This is a genomic window from Denitratisoma sp. DHT3, from assembly GCF_007833355.1.
Lineage (GTDB): Bacteria > Pseudomonadota > Gammaproteobacteria > Burkholderiales > Rhodocyclaceae > Denitratisoma.
In genome coordinates, this window is record NZ_CP020914.1 from 873,355 (window position 1) to 893,232 (window position 19,878).

Genomic DNA, 19,878 nt, shown 5'->3' on the forward strand with positions numbered 1-19,878 from the left:
ATCATGCCGACACCGCTTCAGCAAGACCGATCCCGCCTTCCGGCCACCATCTGGATGCTCGGCGGCGTCAGCCTGCTGATGGATGTCTCTTCCGAACTGATCCACAGTCTGCTGCCGGCCTTCATGGTGGCCGGCCTGGGCGTCAGCGCGCTGACCATCGGCCTGATCGAAGGCGCGGCGGAAGCCAGGCGTCGCAGCGGCAACCTTTAACAGGAATTGATCACGCCCAGGCTGGCAGAGTTTGCCGGCGCCTGCATAGAAGGCGCCGCAGCCGCGTCGCATCCTGCTGAAACCGCAGCGGATTAACGCTTCTTGACATGTCGGCAATTGATGCCGCCATTGCCGATTCGGATCTCGGAAAGACATTGGAGGATGCCATTACCCGCCCAATACCCTGGTCGCCTTAACGGCAATTAACCCAGATTTACACCGAAGCACCTGAATTGACAGGGGTTCTGGCCGTTGTCTTGCATCAGCGACCTGGCGTGCGGCACGGTCCGTACCCACTTTGGACGACCAACTGAAAGGAGCAAATCATGAGCAGCATAAGCGGCATCGGCAGCAGTGGTTCGATGATGATGCAGGGGATGGGCGGCATGCAGGGAATGCGTGGCATGAAACGCCCCGATCCAACGGAGATGGCGAATGACCTGTTTTCCAAATTGGATACTTCGGGACAGGGGTACATCGAGAAGGCCGACCTGCAAAGCGCCTTCGACCAGGCGGCATCGAAGACCAACGCCTCGGATACCTCGACCAACGTCGATGATCTCTTTTCGAAACTCGACGCAGACAGCGATGGCAAGGTCACCAAGCAGGAATTCTCGGACTCGCTACAGAAACTTGCCGATCAACTGGACCAGCAGTTTCAGAGCGGCCGCATGCAGGATGCGATGCCTTCGATGGGTGGGATGCCGCCCGGGCCGCCTCCTGGCGCTGGAGAGGATGCGGGCAAGACCAAGGAAGAACTCACCAGCGCAGCCACAGAGGTCAGCGGTAGTGACAGCGGTCTCTCCAGCATGCTGACGAATATCGTTCAGAACTTCGACGCCGCCGACACCAACCAGGACGGCAAGGTGACCATGCAGGAAATCATCGCCTATCAGCAGTCGCAAAGCACGGCAGAATCTGGCACCTCAACGGCCGCTGCTTCCGGCAGTGCAGGAAAGGCAGCCTCCAGCAGCAATGACTTCGAAGCCAAGTTGATGATGCAAATCATGAAGCTGGCCGATGCCTACGGCCTCGGGCATGAGAACACCCATGCTTCTACGTCTTCCCTGACAGTCACTGCCTGACGCCTTGGCTGCTGGCAGGGCGCTCTGCGCTCTGCCGGCTTCATGAAGCCAGCGATACGAAATTCTCAACAATCGAGGGATCGATGTTTTCAACATCATTAGTGCATTCATACAGCAGAGCCAAAAGATAACCACGCTTTTCAGCTGAGATCCCGATTGATCGTTCCATACAGATTTCGTCAATCAAACGGCACAAATACCCGAGCCGTTTCGGATCAATTTTGCCCTCAAAAGAATTTTTCTCTGGATCAGGTTCCCGCTGCGGCCCTTCCTCCCCCAGCAACATCGCACCCCGTCCAGTAAGCAACCAGTTCCCATTAATACCTGAAGCAACAAGTAGCCCCAGCGCCTCCCCGCCAGGCATGCGATTGCCAACTTCGTAATCCTTGTAAGAAGGGAGCGGAATTTGGCTTCTTTCGGCGATTTCTCTCTGTGTCAATCCGAGTCTCTCGCGAACAGCACGCAAACGAGACGCCACCACTTCCTTTTTATTCAATGTGTTGGCCATAAAAGCACCCCCACAGAGGAAAGCCCAATAACGGACTGCCAGTCGTTATTGGGGCTCCGTAACCGATGTGTGATTACAGAGTTTTCAGGGAGCCATGTTGACAAGCATGCAAATGCATGCGATATTGCATTCAACTGCATCTCCCATGATATTTTCCAGCATGCCAAAAAATAAAACTCGTACGAAGGCCCAATTGCAAAACCCTTATGAAAAACAGCTTTGGCAGAAGGCGAGGCGCAGTCTTCCTTGCAACAAGTAGCCCCAGCGCCTCCCCGCCAGGCATGCGATTGCCAACTTCGTAATCCTTGTAAGAAGGGAGCGGAATTTGGCTTCTTTCGGCGATTTCTCTCTGTGTCAATCCGAGTCTCTCGCGAACAGCACGCAAACGAGACGCCACCACTTCCTTTTTATTCAATGTGTTGGCCATAAAAGCACCCCCACAGAGGAAAGCCCAATAACGGACTGCCAGTCGTTATTGGGGCTCCGTAACCGATGTGTGATTACAGAGTTTTCAGGGAGCCATGTTGACAAGCATGCAAATGCATGCGATATTGCATTCAACTGCATCTCCCATGATATTTTCCAGCATGCCAAAAAATAAAACTCGTACGAAGGCCCAATTGCAAAACCCTTATGAAAAACAGCTTTGGCAGAAGGCGAGGCGCAGTCTTCCTTTAAGGAATTAAAGGAAAGCGGAGTATGTGCAAAAAAGGGAACAACAATGATCTTGGTAGAGCGCGCGCTTCAAAAACGATGAAAACACAGCTCAACAAACTTTCTTGCCACCACCACCTGGCACTTAAAAGCAAAAGCAGAATTTTGGAGATTGTTGGGTTAAAAAAATCGATCCTTTCTCTAGAAATGGAAATAAGGCGAATCCAGGATGAATCCAATTACTTAAGAAGCCTCCTCGCAAGGCTCTATGCCTGCCTGCCCGAGGGCTCACTGTTGCCGACTCCTCTCTTAGAAGAAATTGGCGATGTGGTTGGTTATTCCAAATCACTGTTCAAGTAATGTCTTTCTACCAAGGGTATTACAGCCCCACGCCCTGGGCACTGCCTACAGCATTTGGCATCTCATATTCATTTGTTCTTTTCATTGGCTTGCTTGAAGAAAAATAATAGGGCGCGAATGGAACTTAAAAAGCAACTACTACGCCACGATGAAGCAGCACGGGCTTGGAGTCAGCTTTTAATGACACCCAAGAGAGCCGTTGTCGTTATCGACGGCTCTGGCATGGTCAAGCGAATCAATCTGGGTGTCACGCTCATCCTTGGCTATGCAATGTCCGACTTGCACAACCGGCATGCAACATCAATTTTTAAGAACATACCCGACATCCAACACATCAAGACCGCAACGGACCCGCTTTGGGAGGGTGAGGTATCCGGCCTTACAAAGGAAAAAGATTGCATCGAATTTTGGGGAACAATCGTCCAGGTTTCATCACGAATGAATTTCCCCGATACCAGAATAGGAATTTTCTCGCCGCTCATTCTGCCACTGCCGCATAGGATACCTACAGAACAGGCATCGATGCATCTCAAATGCAAAAACTTGGGCTTACCCGCCTCCGCCTGTCACAAACAGTACGAAAGCATATCGTCCCTTTTCGAAGCCAAAGCCAACGCTGTCGTTCTTGGTCACACCATCGACTCAACAGCCTAGCCGGCAGGTTTCACGCTCACCACCTTTTACAACTGGGGACGTATCACCCAGAACGTCGACAACCGCATGCCGGCAGCCGCCACATCCTCAAAGTGAAAGCCACCTGGGTATGACACGATGGCGACGACCAGGATGGTTTGCTGGACAAGAACCGCAGGAGGCTGATCGCCAGCCTGCCGTTTTGAGTTTTGACCTATTTAAAGTGCCTCCATGTTTTTTCGACAACTGACCCAGCGGAAACGCGTTGTCTCGCTGATCGGTGCGGGAACCCGAATCATCGGTACTGTGAAGTTTCACGATGACCTGCGCATCGATGGCGAAATTCGTGGCGACGTGTGCAGCGACAACGAATCCAGCACGCTGGTCGTCAGCGAACATGGCCTGATCGACGGCAGCGCACGCGCATCGCATCTGATTGTGAGCGGTACGATCCTCGGCACGGCGGTGGCCGACAACCTGGAACTGCGACCCACCTCCCGAATAACGGGAGACGTGGCGTACGGCGTTATCGAAGTTCCGCCTGGTGTCGTCATCCAGGGGCGATTGACCTGCCACCGCGGCGAGCCGACTCCATTCACCGAGTCGACCAACATGATTTGAGGCAGCCTCTTCGGCTCGCCAAGTCTCAAGTTCGACAGACCGCTAGCGCGTGATCTCCTACGAATATCCCATCGGCAAGAGCACCCGCCCCCTCTTGCACCTGGAGGATCTGTTCGACAGAAACGCGCATTTCCTCGTCGGTCAGACGCCCGAGGACCATCATGCAGCCCTGGCGACCATTCGAAATCCTGGCGGGCTGGCTCAGTCCGATACAACCGATCCGCCATCCCCCCTGTGGAGAAGCGGAGTAACTCCGCTCACATTGAGCCCATTAATTCCATAGTCATTCACAAACCTTTTCCGCCCCCTCCCCCCGATACACCCCCGCTATAATTCGGCCATCTCCCCGCTGTAATCTCCTCTTCCCGTGCCGGATTCCCTGCCCGCGCCTCTGCCGCGCATTGCTCCCGTTTCCCTGCCCAAGCCGGGTGCCCGCCTCGATCTTCCCCTCCTCGCCGGTTCCGCCGACGCGCTGGCCTTGGCGCAACTGGCGTTGCCCGGGCAATTGCTTGTGGTGGTGGCGGCCAGTCCGCTGGAGGCCCAGCGCCTGCAGGATGAGATCTCCTGGTTCGCGCCGGGACTCAAGGTCCATTTGCTGCCGGACTGGGAAACCCTGCCCTACGACAACTTCTCGCCGCACCAGGACCTGATCTCCGAACGCCTGGCGACGCTCTACGCGGTGACCCGCGGCGAATGCGAGGTGCTGATCCTCGCCGCCGCAACGGCGCTGGCGCGGGTGGCGCCGCCGAGCTTCCTGGCGGCCCACACCTTTTTCATCAAGAAGGGTGAGACCCTGCACCTGGACAGGCTGCGCGAGCAGTTGACGGTGGCGGGCTACCAGCACGTCACCCAGGTGGTGGCGGCGGGCGAATACAGCGTGCGCGGCGGGTTGGTGGACCTGTTCCCGATGGGCACCGCCCTGCCCTATCGCATCGAGCTGTTCGACGACGAGGTGGAGACGATCCGCACCTTCGACGTGGATAGCCAGCGCACGCTCTATCCGGTGCCGAAGATCCGCCTGCTGCCGGCGCGGGAGTTCCCGCTCGGCGAAGCCGGACGCAACAAGTTCCGCAGCCGCTTCCGCGAGACCTTCGAGGGCGACGCCTCGCGCATCGCGCTGTACAAGGACGTCTCCAGCGGCACCCTGCCGGCGGGCATCGAGTATTACCTGCCCCTGTTCTTCGACCAGACGGCGACGCTGTTCGACTATCTGCCGGCAACGACCACCCTGGCGCTCCACGGCGACGTGCCGGCGGCCATCGGCGAATTCTGGGCCGACACCAGGAGCCGCTACAAGATGCTGGGCGGCGACCGTTCCCGTCCGGTGATGGCGCCGGCCGACCTGTTCCTGAGCGACGAGGAGTTCTTCGCCGCCACCCACGCCTACCCCGCCCTGCGCCTGGGCAGCGAAGGCAAGGGCGAGGCGCTCGCGAGCCGCCTTCCCGCGGTGGAGGTGAATCGCAAGGCGGAAGATCCCCTGGCGGCGCTGAAAACCTTCCTGCACGGCTTCGGCGGCCGCGTGCTGCTGCTGGCCGAATCCCCGGGGCGGCGCGAGACGATGCAGGAATACCTGTCGGAACACGGTGTCGTTTCCCAGCCCTGCGCCGACTGCGCTGGCTTCGCCGCGGCCGACGCGCCCCTGATGCTGGGCGTGGCGCCGCTCTCCGGCGGCTTCCTGCTGCCGCAGGCGAAGCTGGCCTTCATCACCGAGAACGAGCTCTACGCCGCCACGGCGCGGCCCCGCCACAAGCGCGACACGGCCCGCCGCGCCAATCTGGAGGGCTGGTTGCGCGACCTGTCGGAACTCAAGATCGGCGACCCGGTGGTGCATGAGTCGCATGGCATCGGCCGCTATCTGGGCCTGGTCCACATGGACTACGGCGACGGCGACACGGAGTTCCTGCATCTGCAATACGCCGGCGGCGCCGCGCTCTACGTGCCCGTATCCCAGTTGCAGGTGATCTCCCGCTACAGCGGCGCCGATCCGGAAAGCGTGGAACTGCACCGGCTGGGCTCGGGCCAGTGGGAGAAGGCGAAGAAAAGGGCCGCCGAGCAGGTGCGCGACACGGCGGCGGAACTGCTGCATCTGTATGCCCAGCGGGCGGCGCGCCAGGGCCACACGTTCGAATTCAACACCCACGACCTGGAGGCCTTCGCCGACGGCTTCGGTTTCGAGGAGACACCCGACCAGCTGGCCGCGATCAACGCCGTGGTGGCCGACATGCGCTCGGGCAAGCCGATGGACCGGCTGGTCTGCGGCGACGTCGGTTTCGGCAAGACCGAAGTGGCGATGCGCGCCGCCTTCGTCGCCGTGTCCGGCGGCAAGCAGGTGGCGGTGCTGTGCCCCACCACCCTGCTGGCGGAACAGCACTATCAGAACTTTTCCGACCGCTTCGCCGACTGGCCGGTGAAGGTGGCGGAGCTGTCGCGCTTCCGCTCCGCCAAGGAGCAGGCGGAAGCCATCCACGGCCTGGCCGAAGGCAGGATCGACATTCTGATCGGCACCCATCGCCTGCTGCAGAAGGATGTGAACTTCCAGCGCCTGGGTCTGGTGATCATCGACGAGGAGCATCGCTTCGGCGTGCGCCAGAAGGAGGCGCTGAAGACCCTGCGCGCCGAGGTGGACGTGCTGACCCTGACCGCGACGCCGATTCCCCGCACCCTGGGCATGTCCCTCGAAGGGCTGCGCGATTTCTCGGTGATCGCCACCGCCCCGCAGAAGCGGCTGGCGATCAAGACCTTCGTTGCCAAATGGGCCGCCAGCCAAGTACGCGAAGCCTGCCTGCGCGAGTTCAAGCGCGGTGGCCAGGTCTATCTGCTGCACAACGAGGTGGAGACCATCGAGAACATGCGCGAGCGCCTGGCCGAGCTGCTGCCCGAGGCCCGCATCGTCGTCGGCCACGGGCAACTACCGGAGCGCGAGCTCGAGCGAGTGATGCGGGAATTCACCCAGCAGAAGCACAACCTGCTGCTGTGCTCCACCATCATCGAGACCGGCATCGACAATCCCCACGCCAACACCATCATCATCAACCGGGCCGACCGCTTCGGCGTCGCCCAGTTGCACCAGTTGCGCGGACGCGTCGGCCGCTCCCATCACCAAGCCTACGCCTACCTGCTCACCGACGAGCACGCCAAGCCCACGGCCCAGGCCCAGCGCCGGCTGGAGGCGATCCAGGCGATGGAGGAACTGGGTTCCGGCTTCTTCCTCGCCATGCACGACCTGGAGATCCGCGGCGCCGGCGAAGTGCTGGGCGAAAACCAGAGCGGCGAAATCCAGGAGATCGGCTTCGCCCTGTACACCAACATGTTGAATGCGGCGGTGAAGGCGCTGAAGGAAGGCAAGGCGCTGCCGGACCTGACCCAGCCGCTGTCCGTCACCTCGGAAATCAATCTGCGCACGCCGGCCCTGCTGCCAGACGACTACTGTCCCGACGTCCATGAACGGCTCACGCTCTACAAGCGCCTGGCCAATTGCGAGGACGAGGACAGCCTGCGCGCGCTGCGCGAGGAACTGATCGACCGCTTCGGCGAACCGGCGCCGCAGGCCCTGGCCCTGCTGGAAACCCACCGCCTGCGGCTGCTGGGCGATCCGCTGGGCGTCTCGAAACTGGACGCGGGCCCGCAGTCCATCCAAGTACAATTCGTGCCGAATCCGCCCATCGACCCGATGAACGTCATACGCCTGATCCAGTCCGACCGCAGCTACAAGCTGGCCGGCCAGGACAAGCTGACCTGGCACAAGCCGACCTCCAATCTGCAGGAGCGAGTGGCGGCGGTACGCGAACTTTTCGGCAAGCTCAGCGCCTGAATCTGTGAAAGGAAATCCATGTCCCTGATCAAACCCTTCCGTGGCCTGCGCCCCACCGCCGGCCAGGCCGCCGGCGTCGCCGCGCCCCCCTACGACGTGCTTTCCAGCGACGAAGCCCGACAGCGTGCGAACGGCAAGCCCTGGAGCTTCCTCCACATCTCCAAGCCGGAGATCGACCTGCCGCCGCAGACCGATCCCTACGCGCCCGAGGTCTATGCCAAGGCGGTGGAGAACCTCGGCAAGATGCTGGCCGCCGGCATCCTCGCCCAGGACGAGAGCGAGTGCTACTACGCCTACCGCCTGACCATGGGCGGCCACGTGCAGACCGGGCTGGTTGCCGCCGCCAACGTCAGGGATTACGACAGCAACCGCATCCGCAAACACGAGTTCACCCGTCCCGACAAGGAGGACGACCGGGTGCGCCAGATCGAGGCCCTGAACGCCCAGACCGGTCCGGTGCTGCTGGCCTATCCGGCCTGTCCCGAGGCCGACGCCCTCCTGGCCCGCGCCGCCGCCGGCGCGCCCGATGCGGACGTGACCGCCGACGACGGCATCCGCCACACCATCTGGGTGATCCGCGACGCCGGTCTGATCGCTGCCCTGACCCGCAGTTTCGACGCAATGCACGCGCTGTACATCGCCGACGGCCACCATCGCTCCGCCGCCGCCTCGCGGGTGGCCGCCGCCCGGCAAGGGGCCGGCGCCAGCGGCTATTTCCTGTCGGTGATCTTCCCCCATCACGAGATGAAGATCATGGACTACAACCGGGTGGTGAAGGATCTGAACGGCCTGTCGGAAGCCGATTTCCTCGCCCGGCTGGACGCGGCCTTCGCGGTGGAAAACGTGGAGCGCGCCGCCGGACCGGTGCATCCGGCCAAACCCGGCGAATTCGGCCTCTACCTGCCCGGCCGCTGGCTGCGGCTGACCATCCGGCCGGACCTGATCCCGACCGCCGACCCGGTGGCGCGGCTGGACGTGAGCCTGCTCTCCGACCATCTGTTGGGGCCGGTGCTGGGCATCGCCGACCTGCGTCGGGACAAGCGCATCGATTTCGTCGGTGGCATCCGTGGTCTCGGAGAACTGGAAAAGCGCGTCGACAGCGGTGAAATGGCCGTGGCCTTCGCGCTGCATCCGACCCGCATGGAAGACCTGATGGCCGTGGCCGACGCCGGTGAGGTGATGCCGCCCAAGTCCACCTGGTTCGAGCCCAAGCTGGCGGACGGCCTGGTGTCCCACGTGCTGGACTGATTCGGCGCGTCCGTCCGGCGGCGCAGCCCGCGCCACCCACTCCCATCTCCTTCCTGGATCGCGCCGCCGATCAATCCCGCATCTGCCGCAGCCGCTCCTCCAACTCGGTGGCCTGCGGCAGCGCGATGCCGAGGGAGCGGGCCACCGTGTCGTTGATCCGGACCGTGAAATAACGCGCCGTTTGCGTCGGCGGCATGGCCTTGCCTTGGCGATAGGCGAGGATGGTTTCCAGGGCTTGCTGGGCGATCTGCTCGGGCGTCGCGTATAGCGCCAGGATCGCGCCCGCCTTCAGATAGCTTTCGGAATAGCCGATCACCGGAACGTTGGCCCGATAGGTCAGCAGCAGCAGGGGCTGCACGGTATTCACGGTGTGCACCAGCGGATCGGGGATGGCCAGGAATACCGAGGATTGCCGCACCAGGCGTTCGATCGCCGGCCCCACTTCCGCCTCGCTGTTCACCTTGTCCGAGACCAGACGCAAACCCCGCTCGGCGGCGCTGGCCTCGAATCGCCCGAGCTGCGGCGCGGACTGCGGGCCGACCAGGGTACCCACCGACGCCAGCATCCCGACCGCGGTCCGTTGCGGCATCGCCGTCTGGATCAGGTTGAAAAAGCGCCCCGGCGGCATGTCCATGTAGATGACGCCGACCGGTCCGGACATCCGCGGGCGCAGTTCCTCGAACGCGGCTCGAGTCGGGGCCACGGCGAGCACCGCCCCTTCGCCACCGGATTCCGCCGCCTGGCTGCGCCAGGCCTTCATGCCCACCGTCACCGTCAGGCGCCGCACGCCCTTGGGCAACGGCCCGCCGTTGCCGGACTCCACCCTGATGGGCGCCTCCGCATGGCGCAGCAGGGCCTCCAGGTTACTGCCGATGCGCTGCATATAGCTGTTGTCGTCGCTGCTGAGCAGGCGCACCACCAAGCCTTCCGCCCGGCCCGGCAGCGAGAGGAGTGCGATGACGATGAGCGGGACACGGAAAGGGATCACGTCGATGGCGGCCGCATGCAGTCAGTGGTCTGGGATGCCAATGCCGATCAAATCACATTGCACATTGGCCGGAATGCTTTCTGCGCCTGATGTAGAAGTGATGCTTTTATCATCTATCCCATGCCGGAAGCAAATCAGAACTCCACTGAGAACTCGATAAAGCTGATTCTCGTCGCCCGCGTCACCGGCGTCCCGAAGATTCCAAGGTAATACTCGGAATGACTGCCCAGGGCGTTCTGCATCACCCAGGCCAGCACGACCCGATGCGGGCCGAGGGTCATCCGATTGGCCAGACGCAGATTCAAGTAGTCGATCGGCGGCAGGCTGCGTTTCTTTTGGCCGCTGTCGAGCCAGAACATGGCGCCGACCCGCTGATAATTGAGGGAAAAATCCATCGTGCGGGTGAGCGCTTGATCCCAGTATGCCGACAGGGTGCTCGCCGGCACGCTGATGCTGTAGGAGCCGCCCCGGTCGTCGGCATGGACCCGATTCGCGGAATAGGCCAGGCGCAGGCGGGTACCATCCCGAGGCTCCCAGCGCGCGGTCAGATCACCGCCCTGGACACGGACCTCATCCTGATTGACGACGTCCTTGTTCTCCATGCCGACCAGACCGCGGTAGCGGTCGCGGAACCAGCGCATGTCCAGCGTAACCCGGGCGGGGTGATATTCGAGGGCATAGCCGATCTCTTCGGAAATGGCCGACTCGCTGTTCATGGCGCCGGAACTCAGGCGATACTGAATGCGCCCCTGACCGGGCACGTCGAAATAGTAGTTGGCATATTTTTCCAGCAGCGTGGGCGTGCGCTGGGCTCGGCTCACGCTGGCCCGCAGCACGTGGCCCGCGACCGGTTCGTAAGTCAATGCCACCTTGGGCGACCAGGCTGTCTTGGCCAGGGTATTGCGTTCGAGCATGGCGGCGGTGTGCAGCGCCAACTGGTCGTTCATCTGCCATTCCAGGCCGACGAAACCCCGGTTGAGGATGCTCGCCCGCTCGCTGCCGGTTCCCATCAGTCGGGTGGATACCACCCCGTCGCGCCGGCTTTCCAGCCCCCATACCGAGCGCAGCCCCTGGTTCAGGCGCAGCGTCTGCTGGAACTCGACGCCATCGCGCTGGGTGAGGAAATCAATGTCGATCAGGTAGGGCAGCGGATTGGCGAACGGCCCCACGCGCGGCAGCGAGAACGTGTCCCGCAAATCCACATTGACATGGTTCCAGCGCTGCGTCCGCTGATGGTAATACTGCACCCAGAATTCATTGTCGGCCGACTGCGCGCGGGTCCAGCGCAACTGGAAATCCGCGCCATGGCCCTGCTCGGTATGCGGCTGCATGGCGTTGCCGCGCAGCCGGTAATCGCCCACGTCCTTGGTCACGTCGTCCCAGCGCGAGGTGAGTTGCAGGCTGTCGTTGCCATTGATGTGGTATTCGGCGCGCAGATTGGCGTAGAGCAGGCGCTGACTGTCGGGCCGGGAGGTGAAGCCGTCGCTCGCCCGCTGACCGGCACTGAGGCGATAGTGCCAGTCGGCGCTGGCGCCGCCATGGCTGAACGCGACGTCGGCGATCCCGCCCTGCCCCAGATTGCCGCCGATCTTAGAACCGCAGTCCGCCCCCGGCTCACGGGTGATGATGTTGATCACGCCGCTGAAGGCATTGGGTCCGAACAGGGCCGCATTGGCGCCGCGAATGATCTCGATGCGCTCCACGTCATCCAGCCCCAGCGGCAGATCGCTCCACTGCATTCCACCCCAGAGCGGCGAATAGACCGAAACGCCGTCGATCAGCACCTGCAGGGATGACACATAGACGCCGGACATGCCGCGCAGGGAGACCACCGGCCAGTTGCCGTCGTTATAGCCCACCACCGCCCCCGGTACGAACCGCATCAGATCGGCGATCTGGCGCGCGCCGGACTTCTCGATCATGCCTCGATCGATCACCGTCACCGCGGAGGGCGCCCGCAACTGGGACTGTTTCATGCGCGAAGCGGTCAATACGACCGGGAAATCCGGGCTGTCCGACTCCTGGGCCCAGGCGGCCTCGCCATTGATCAGCAGCAGGGCTGCCGCAAGCGGAAGACATTTACGCATGGGGAACTCCTGGCGCGATCCGCTGCTGCCGGACCGACTCGAATAGACAAATTGCCGCGGCGGCCGCCACGTTCAGCGATTCCACCGCCGAGGCCACGGGAATGGTCACTCGTGCATCCGCCAGGGCGGCCAGTTCCGGCGCCACGCCCCGGCCTTCGTTGCCGAACAGCCAGGCCAGGGGGCCGACAAGATCCAACTCGAACAGGCACTGCCCGCGATCCACGTCGGTGGTCAGCACCCGGCCCCGATAGCTGCGTATCAACGCGGCCAGATCGGCCCGCTCGTGAATGGCGAGCGAGAAATGGGCACCCTGCCCGGCCCGCAGTACGCGGGGGGTCCAGGCACCGGCACAGCCGGCGCCGAGGAATACATCGCGCAACCCGGCCGCCGCCGCGGTGCGCAGGATCGATCCCAGATTGCCGGCATCCTGCACCGCATCCAGCAGCAGGCAACCGCTGTCGGCCGCCATCGGCGGGGGCTCGGGTACATCGATCACCGCCAGGATGCCGACCGGCGCCGCCGTGCCGCTGATCTCCCTGAACAGGCTGTCCCGCAGGCACAGCGGCTCCAGGCCCCGATGCCGATCGAGCAACGCCAGAAGCTCGGGCTTGTCCACACCGGATTCGCTGACCACCAGCAGACGCGGCAAGCCGATGCGTTGCAGGTAGGTGGATACCAGGTGCGGACCATCCAGCACGGTGCGCCCCTGGCGCCGCTGCTCCCGCGCATCCTCGGCCAGCAGGCGCAGTTGCTTGAAAGTGGGGTTGTCGCGGGAAACGATGACCTTCATGGCCGACAGGCATCAAGCAGACGGCGCACCGGGCCGAAACTGCGCCGATGGATCGCGCTCGCCCCATGGGCATTCAAGGCGGCCAGGTGGGCGGCGGTGGGATAGCCCTTGTGCACGTCGAAACCGTACTGCGGATAGCGGCCGTGCATTTCCCGCATTTCGGCATCCCGCGCGACCTTGGCCAGAATCGAGGCAGCGGAGATCTCGGCGACGCTGGCATCTCCGCCGACGATCGCCCGGCAGGGCAAGGTCAGGGACGGGCAGCGGTTGCCATCCACCAGGACTTCGCTCGGCGCGACCCGCAGGCCCGATACGGCACGGGCCATCGCCAGCAGGGAGGCCTGGAGAATATTGATCCGGTCGATTTCCTCCACCGAGGCCGAGGCCACGTGAAAGGCGCGGGCTTTTTCCCGGATTTCCAGCGCCAGGCGTTCCCGCTTGCGCTCGCTCAGTTTCTTGGAGTCGGCCAGCCCCTCGATCGGCCGGCCAGGATCGAGGATCACCGCGGCGGCATACACGGCGCCGGCCAGCGGGCCGCGCCCGGCCTCGTCCACGCCGCAGATCATCCGGCCGTCCCTTGGCGCAGATGGGGCAGGATCGCGGCGGCGGCCTTTTCCACGGTGTTCTGGCGCAAGGTGCGATGGATGGTGGTGAACACCGCCTCGATCCGCGCCGCCACCGCGGGATCGACGACCTGGTTGCCCAGAGCCTGGGCCAGGTTTTCGGGCGTGGCCTCGTCCTGCAGGAATTCGGGCACCACGAAACGGCCGGCCAGGATGTTGGGCAGGCCGACCCAGGGTTGGTAGCGCATGCGCCGCATCATGCGCCATGACCAGGGCGACATCTTGTAGGCGATCACCAGCGGGCGCTTCATCAACGCCGCCTCCAGGGTCGCGGTACCGCTCGCCACCAGGGCGGCGTCGCAGGCCGCCAGTGCATCCGAGGCATGGCCGAAGAGCATCTTGAAGGGCATGTCCTGGGCGCCCAGGCGCCACAGGGCGGTCTCGAAGAGATTGCGGGTCTCCCGCGACGCCAGGGGCACCAGAAACCGCGCCTGGGGAAAGCGCTCCAGCAGGCGCTTGCCGGTTTCGATGAAGGTGGCAGCCAGATATCGCAACTCCGACTGCCGACTGCCCGGCAACAAGGCGAACAGCGGCCCGGTCTCCTCGCTCAGGCCCAGCCGTTCGCGCGCCTGGCGGCGATCGACTTCGATCGGATAGACGTCGGCCAGCGGGTGCCCCACATAGCTCACCGGCACCCGGTGGCGCTCGTAGAGTTCCGGCTCGAACGGAAACAGCGCCAGCATCCGGGTCACGGCGCGCGCAATCTTGCGAATCCGGCCGCCCCGCCAGGCCCAGATCGAGGGGCTGACGAAATGGATGGCGGGAATTCCCGCCGACTTGACCCGCCGTTCCAGCCACAGGTTGAAATCCGGCGCATCCACACCGATGAAGACATCGGGCTTGTCCCGCTTCAACTGCCTCAGCAACTGGCGCCGGATGCGCGTGATTTCCCGATAATGGCGCAGGACTTCGAAATAACCGCGCACCGCCAGCTTTTCGGCGGGCCAGAGGGCCTCGAATCCCGTGGCCTGCATCTTGGGGCCGCCGATGCCGTAAAAATGGGCGTCGGGCAGATGCGTCTTCAGTGCGTTGATCAGGTGGGCGGCCAGGAGGTCGCCGGAGGCTTCCCCTGCAACGAGGGCGATTCTGGGTGCATTCATATCGAAGGGATTTTCGTCTATCGGTCCCCGGCCTGAATGCGCCAATAGACGGGAAAACCCGCCTGTTGGCGTTCGGCTGCGAACTCAGCGCACGATGCCCCGGCCCGGCTCGGCCAGGAAATCCGCCAGGATTCTCAACTCCGGCTGTGTCTGGGCGCTTTCGGCGATGGCGGCGCGGGCCTCGTCCAGCTTGAGCCCCGACTTGTAGAGCGTCTTGTAGGCGCGGCGAATCGCCGCCACCGCTTCCGGCGCGAATCCCCGCCGCTTCAGCCCCTCGCTGTTGATGCCGTGAGGCTCGGCGGTATTGCCCGAAGCCATCACGTAGGGCGGCAGGTCCTGGAGCAGGATGGTGCCCAGCGCCGTCATGCTGTGGGCGCCGATGCGCACGAACTGATGCACCGCGGTGAAACCGCCCAGGATCACCCAGTCGCCGACATGGGTGTGGCCGGCCAGTTGGGCGTTGTTGGCGAAGATGGCGCGGTTGCCCACCTGGCAGTCATGGGCCAGATGGACGTAGGCCATGATCCAGTTGTCGTCGCCCAGGCGGGTCACCCCCGCATCCTGGGTGGTGCCCCGATTGAAGGTGCAGAACTCGCGGATCACGTTGCGGTCGCCGATCTCGAGCCGGGTCGGCTCGCCGGCGTACTTCTTGTCCTGGGGCGCGGCGCCGATGGAGGCGAACTGGAAAATCCGGTTCTCGCAGCCGATCCGGGTATGCCCCTCGACCACGACATGGGGCCCCACCTCGGTTCGATCCCCGATTTCGACATGCTCGCCGACCATGGTATAGGCGCCAATGACGACATCCGCCCCCAGCCGAGCATGAGGATGGACGATGGCGGTCGGGTGGATGCGGGTTCCGCTCATTCGATGGCCCGCACCGTGCACATCAGTTCGGCCTCCGCCGCCACCTGGTCATCCACCTTGGCCACCGCGGCGAACTTCCAGATGCCGCGCCTGTTGGCGCTGATGGAGACTTCGAAGATCAACTGGTCGCCGGGGCTGACGGGACGCTTGAAACGGGCGTTGTCGATGCCGACGAAGTAATACACCGACTTGTCGTCGGGCTTGCCGCCCATGGTGCGGAAAGAGAGGATGGCGGCGGTCTGGGCCAGGGCCTCGATGATCAGCACGCCGGGCATCACCGGATGATGGGGATAGTGGCCGGGGAAAAACGGCTCGTTGATGGTGACGTTCTTCAGGGCCGTGATGCGCTCCCCCGGCACCACGTCGAGCACCCGGTCCACCAGCAGGAAAGGGTAGCGATGCGGCAGGTGTTCGAGGATCTGATGGATGTCCATCGAGGTCATGACTTCTTCTCCAGTTCGGCGATGCGATTTTCGAGGGCGCGTATTTTATCGGCCATCGCATCCAGATGGCGCAGTCTGGCGAAATTCCGCAGCCAGTCGTCGTGGGCCATGAAAGGCACCGTACCGGTGTAGCTGCCCTGGCGGGCAATCGATTTTGCCACCAGCGTACCCGCCGAGACATGAACGTCGTCGGCGATTTCCAGATGGCCGAGGATGATCGCGCCGCCACCGATGGTGCAGCGCCGGCCGATATGGGCGCTGCCGGCGATGCCGACGCAGCCGGCCAGGGCGGAATGGGCGCCGATGCGGACGTTGTGGCCGACCTGGATCTGGTTGTCGAGCTTGGCCCCCTCCTCGATCAGCGTGTCCTCCAGCGCGCCGCGGTCGATGGTGGTGTTGGCGCCGATTTCGACATCGTCGCCGACGATCACCCTTCCCACCTGGGGAATCTTGACCCAGCGGCCGTCCGTTTCCCTTGCGAAGCCGAAACCATCGGCACCGATCACCGCGCCGGAATGGACGATCACCCGCTGTCCCAGGCGGCAGCCGGCATAAACGCTGACGCCGGGATGAAGCCAGGTGCCCTCGCCCAGTTCGACGCCAGCGCCGATGTTGCAGTTGGCGCCGACCACCACGTTCTCCCCCAGCACCGCATCCGGACCGATCCAGGCACCCGCTCCGACCGAAACACTGGCCGGCAGCGAAGATTCCACCCGGGCCTGGGGATGGATGCCCACCGGCGGCCGGGCCGGCGGATTCAGCCACTGCGAGAGGCGGGCGAAATACAGATAGGGTTGCGGCGTGGCAATGCTGGCGACCGGGCAATCCGCCGCGGCCTCCGGCACCAGGATGACCACCGACGCCGCGGTGGTCGCCAGCTGGCGACGATATTTGGGATTGGAGAGGAAGGTCGCCGCGCCGGGGCCGGCGCCTTCCAGAGAGGATACGGTATGGATGGGCTGGGAGCCGTCACCGGAAAGATCGCCGCCCAGGCGGGCGACGATCTCGCTCAAGGTGAGCATCACCTCCCGGAAGCCGGACTTACTTGCCGCCAGCCGGCTCGGCCAGGGCCTTGATCACCTTGTCGGTGACGTCGACTGAAGGATTCACGTATACCGCCTCCTGCAGGATCAGGGTGTAGCCTTCCTTTTCCGCAATGGTGCGCAGGGCCTTGTTGGTACGCTCGATCACCGACTGCAGTTCCTCGTTGCGGCGCGCGTTGACGTCCTCGTTGAACTCCCGCTGCTTACGCTGAAACTCGCGCGTCAGATCGGCGAGTTCGCGCTCCTTGCCCTTGCGCTGGCTCTCCGCCATGGTCAGGCTGTTCTTCTCCAGCTCCTCTTGCAGCTTCTGGGCCTGCTGACCCATTTTCTGCATGTCCTGGCTGCGCTTCTCGAATTCCTTTTCCAGTTTCTTCATGGCCTTCTTGGCCGGGTCGGACTCGCGCATGACGCGTTCGGTATTGATCACGCCGACCTTGACATCGGCCAGGGCAGGTAGGGAAACCAGGCTGCCAAGAGCCGCAAAAAGCAGAACGGTCTTTTTCAACTTACATCTCCGATACTAGAAAGTGGTGCCCATCTGGAATTGAAGCCGTTGCAAGCGATCCTCGGGCTTGTTTTTGAAAGGTTTCGCCAGGCTGAACTTGAGCGGACCCATGGGCGACGTCCAGGCCAAGGCAACACCGACACTGTAACGCAAATCGCTCAGGGAAACCTTTTGCTCCTTGCCCCAGACCTGGCCCGCGTCCAGGAACACGCTTGGCCGCACCGATTTGTCCTGGCCCATGCCGGGCATGGCGAACAACAGTTCGGCGCCGCCGACCAGACGCCGGGTGCCGCCCAGCGAGTTGTCCGTGGTCACGTCCCGCGGTCCCAGGGTCGATCCTTCATAGCCCCGCACCGAGCCGATACCGCCGGCATAGAAATTCTTCCAGAAGGGCAGATCCTTGCTGCCGTAACCACCGGCAACCCCGACCTCGCCATTGAGCATGAAGGTCACGCTGCGGGTGACCGGCCAGAAACGCTGGTACTGATAGTTGGCCCGGTAGTACTTCAAGTTGGCGCCCGGCAATCCCATTTCGCCGAAGACCCGCTGCATGTAGCCCTTGGTCGGGAAGATCCGGCTATCCACCGTATCCTTGACCCAGCCGGCGCTGCCCACCAGGGTGTTGAACTTGGAACCGTTGGCGGCCACGAAATCCTGGTAGATCTGAGGGCTGGTGCTGGTCAGGTCCAGCGATGTCGAATCCACCGAAGCGCCCAGGGCGATGGTGTCGTCCTCGCCGATCGGAATGCCATAACGCACGCCGCCACCGATGGACGAGATGTCGTAGGTGGCGATGTAGTTGAGGTTATTGGTGTTCGTCGTCCGGCGATAGAAGTCGAAGCCCCGGCTCACGCCATCCACGGTGTAATAGGGGTCGGTGAATGACACCGAATACACCTTGTTGACCTTGCTGGTATTGACCTGGAGACCCAGGCTCTTGCCGCTGCCGAACAGGTTCTGCTGATTGATCGAGGTCGACAGCACCAGCTTTTCCGTGCTGGAGAAGCCGGCACCCAGCATCAGGCTGCCCGTGGGTTTTTCCTTGACGTTGACATTGACATCCACCTGGTCGGTGGTGCCGGGAACCGGCGGCGTCTCGACGGTGACTTCGTCGAAATAGCCCAGCCGGTCGACGCGGCTGCGGGACTTGTTGATCTTGGCGCCGTCGTACCAGGCCGACTCCATCTGCCGGATCTCGCGCCGGATCACCTCGTCCCGGGTCTTGTTGTTGCCGGTCACGTTGATCCGGCGCACATACACGCGCCGGCCCGGATCGACGAAAATGGTGAAAGCGGCCTCCCGCTTGTCCTTGCTCAGTTCGGGCGCCGCGTTCACGTTGGCGAAGGCATAGCCCTCGTCGCCCAGGCGGTCGCTGATGGATTTGGTCGTCTCGGTCAGCTTTTCGCGTGAATAGATCTCGCCGGGCTGCACCTTCACCAGTTTGCGAAACTCCTCGTCCGGCAGGAGCAGATTGCCCGCCAGCTTCACCGAAGACACCGAGTATTGGGTGCCCTCGTTGATGTTGATGGTGATGTAGATGTCCTGCTTGTCCGGCGAAATCGAGACCTGGGTGGACTCGACGTTGAACTCCAGGTAGCCCCGATCCAGGTAGAAGGAGCGCAGGGCCTCCAGGTCGCCCGAGAGTTTCTGCTTGGAATATTGATCGTTCTTGGTGTACCAGGTCAGCCAGCCGGGCTCCTGCAACGCGAACACCTCGAGCAATTCCTTTTCCTCGAACACCTTGGCGCCGACGATATTGATCTGCTTGATCTTGGCGACGTCGTTTTCCTCGACATTGAAGCTGAGGCCGACCCGGTTGCGCTCCAGCGGAGTCACGGTCGCCGTCACCTTCGCCGCGTAGTAGCCCTTGCTCAGATACTGGCGCTTGACTTCCTGTTCCGACTTTTCCAGCATCGCGCGATCGAAGATGCGCGACTCGGCAAGTCCCACGTCCTTCAGGGCCTTGCGCAGCTGGTCCTTGTCGAAGGCCTTCATGCCGACGAAATCGATGGACGCGATCGCCGGCCGCTCCTCGACGATCACCACCAGGGCGTCGCCTTCGATCTCGATGCGCACATCCTTGAAGAAACCGGTGGCGAACAGAGCCTTGATGGCCTGGGAGGCCTTCTCGTCCGTCATGGTCTCGCCGGTCTTGACCGGGAGATAGTTGAACACCGTACCGGCCTCGGTACGCTGCAACCCCTCAACCCGGATGTCACGGATCACAAAAGCGTCGAAAGCGCTGGCAGAGGAAGCGAACAGTGCCGACAACAGCCCCGCCATCAGGGTTTTCTTCATAGGT

At 62.8% G+C, this 19,878-nt stretch carries 19 protein-coding genes; 7 read left to right on the forward strand and 12 right to left on the reverse strand.

Annotated features, from left to right (window positions below; translation table 11 throughout):
* Positions 1 to 3: 3 nt before the first annotated feature.
* Together B9N43_RS03950 and B9N43_RS03955 are read left to right on the forward strand one after the other, a co-directional pair.
* Positions 4 to 210 (forward strand): hypothetical protein, encoded by a 207-nt coding sequence (locus B9N43_RS03950; protein ID WP_222428791.1) that lies wholly within the window; start codon positions 4 to 6, stop codon positions 208 to 210.
* Between the two features lie 326 nt (positions 211 to 536).
* Positions 537 to 1,295, forward strand: a complete 759-nt coding sequence (locus B9N43_RS03955) for an EF-hand domain-containing protein (protein ID WP_261379384.1) — start codon at positions 537 to 539, stop codon at positions 1,293 to 1,295.
* A 40-nt stretch (positions 1,296 to 1,335) separates the two neighbouring features.
* On the opposite strand, the gene B9N43_RS03960 is transcribed toward B9N43_RS03955, so the two are convergent.
* Together B9N43_RS03960 and B9N43_RS17725 are read right to left on the reverse strand one after the other, a co-directional pair.
* On the reverse strand, positions 1,336 to 1,803 hold the full coding sequence (locus B9N43_RS03960; RefSeq protein ID WP_145841024.1) for a helix-turn-helix domain-containing protein: 468 nt from the start codon (positions 1,801 to 1,803) through the stop codon (positions 1,336 to 1,338).
* 130 nt (positions 1,804 to 1,933) lie between these two features.
* Positions 1,934 to 2,230, reverse strand: coding sequence for a helix-turn-helix domain-containing protein (locus tag B9N43_RS17725; protein ID WP_145841025.1), 297 nt, complete (start codon positions 2,228 to 2,230; stop codon positions 1,934 to 1,936).
* Positions 2,231 to 2,502: 272 nt separating this feature from the next.
* On the opposite strand from B9N43_RS17725, the gene B9N43_RS03970 reads away from it, so the two are divergent.
* The 5 genes from B9N43_RS03970 (at position 2,503) to B9N43_RS03990 (ending at position 9,130) form a co-directional block, all read left to right on the forward strand.
* Positions 2,503 to 2,817, forward strand: coding sequence for a hypothetical protein (locus tag B9N43_RS03970; RefSeq protein ID WP_145841026.1), 315 nt, complete (start codon positions 2,503 to 2,505; stop codon positions 2,815 to 2,817).
* 117 nt (positions 2,818 to 2,934) lie between these two features.
* Complete coding sequence (locus B9N43_RS03975) at positions 2,935 to 3,471, forward strand: hypothetical protein (protein ID WP_145841027.1); 537 nt, start codon at positions 2,935 to 2,937, stop codon at positions 3,469 to 3,471.
* A 210-nt stretch (positions 3,472 to 3,681) separates the two neighbouring features.
* The gene (locus B9N43_RS03980; RefSeq protein WP_145841028.1) at positions 3,682 to 4,071 is read left to right on the forward strand and encodes a polymer-forming cytoskeletal protein; all 390 of its coding nucleotides are present in this window, start codon (positions 3,682 to 3,684) and stop codon (positions 4,069 to 4,071) included.
* Between the two features lie 367 nt (positions 4,072 to 4,438).
* Positions 4,439 to 7,882, forward strand: coding sequence for a transcription-repair coupling factor (mfd, locus tag B9N43_RS03985; RefSeq protein ID WP_145841029.1), 3,444 nt, complete (start codon positions 4,439 to 4,441; stop codon positions 7,880 to 7,882).
* Between the two features lie 18 nt (positions 7,883 to 7,900).
* On the forward strand, positions 7,901 to 9,130 hold the full coding sequence (locus tag B9N43_RS03990; protein WP_145841030.1) for a DUF1015 domain-containing protein: 1,230 nt from the start codon (positions 7,901 to 7,903) through the stop codon (positions 9,128 to 9,130).
* A 70-nt stretch (positions 9,131 to 9,200) separates the two neighbouring features.
* Here B9N43_RS03990 and B9N43_RS03995 read toward each other — a convergent pair whose 3' ends face one another.
* The 10 genes from B9N43_RS03995 to bamA all read right to left on the reverse strand — a co-directional run bounded on the left by B9N43_RS03995 (position 9,201) and on the right by bamA (position 19,874).
* Positions 9,201 to 10,118: an ABC transporter substrate-binding protein gene (locus B9N43_RS03995; protein ID WP_145841031.1), complete on the reverse strand. Its 918-nt coding sequence runs from the start codon at positions 10,116 to 10,118 to the stop codon at positions 9,201 to 9,203.
* A gap of 134 nt (positions 10,119 to 10,252) precedes the next feature.
* Positions 10,253 to 12,205, reverse strand: a complete 1,953-nt coding sequence (locus B9N43_RS04000) for a TonB-dependent receptor plug domain-containing protein (RefSeq protein ID WP_145841032.1) — start codon at positions 12,203 to 12,205, stop codon at positions 10,253 to 10,255.
* On the reverse strand, positions 12,198 to 12,995 hold the full coding sequence (locus tag B9N43_RS04005) for a TrmH family RNA methyltransferase (RefSeq protein WP_145841033.1): 798 nt from the start codon (positions 12,993 to 12,995) through the stop codon (positions 12,198 to 12,200). Before B9N43_RS04005 ends, B9N43_RS04000 begins: the two co-directional genes overlap by 8 nt.
* Positions 12,992 to 13,561, reverse strand: a complete 570-nt coding sequence (rnhB, locus tag B9N43_RS04010; protein WP_145841034.1) for a ribonuclease HII — start codon at positions 13,559 to 13,561, stop codon at positions 12,992 to 12,994. Before rnhB ends, B9N43_RS04005 begins: the two co-directional genes overlap by 4 nt.
* Entirely contained in the window at positions 13,558 to 14,718 is a 1,161-nt protein-coding gene (gene lpxB / locus B9N43_RS04015) for a lipid-A-disaccharide synthase (RefSeq protein WP_145841035.1), read from the reverse strand. The genes rnhB and lpxB overlap by 4 nt, the downstream gene beginning before the upstream one ends.
* An 84-nt stretch (positions 14,719 to 14,802) precedes the next feature.
* The gene (lpxA, locus tag B9N43_RS04020; RefSeq protein WP_145841036.1) at positions 14,803 to 15,585 is read right to left on the reverse strand and encodes an acyl-ACP--UDP-N-acetylglucosamine O-acyltransferase; all 783 of its coding nucleotides are present in this window, start codon (positions 15,583 to 15,585) and stop codon (positions 14,803 to 14,805) included.
* A complete protein-coding gene (gene fabZ / locus B9N43_RS04025) occupies positions 15,582 to 16,028 on the reverse strand; it encodes a 3-hydroxyacyl-ACP dehydratase FabZ (protein ID WP_222428792.1) in 447 nt (148 codons plus the stop codon). The genes lpxA and fabZ overlap by 4 nt, the downstream gene beginning before the upstream one ends.
* Positions 16,025 to 17,053, reverse strand: coding sequence for a UDP-3-O-(3-hydroxymyristoyl)glucosamine N-acyltransferase (gene lpxD, locus B9N43_RS04030; RefSeq protein ID WP_145841037.1), 1,029 nt, complete (start codon positions 17,051 to 17,053; stop codon positions 16,025 to 16,027). Before lpxD ends, fabZ begins: the two co-directional genes overlap by 4 nt.
* A gap of 16 nt (positions 17,054 to 17,069) precedes the next feature.
* Positions 17,070 to 17,576 (reverse strand): OmpH family outer membrane protein, encoded by a 507-nt coding sequence (locus tag B9N43_RS04035; RefSeq protein WP_261379385.1) that lies wholly within the window; start codon positions 17,574 to 17,576, stop codon positions 17,070 to 17,072.
* A gap of 15 nt (positions 17,577 to 17,591) precedes the next feature.
* Positions 17,592 to 19,874, reverse strand: a complete 2,283-nt coding sequence (gene bamA, locus B9N43_RS04040; protein ID WP_145841038.1) for an outer membrane protein assembly factor BamA — start codon at positions 19,872 to 19,874, stop codon at positions 17,592 to 17,594.
* Between the last annotated feature and the right edge of the window lie 4 nt (positions 19,875 to 19,878).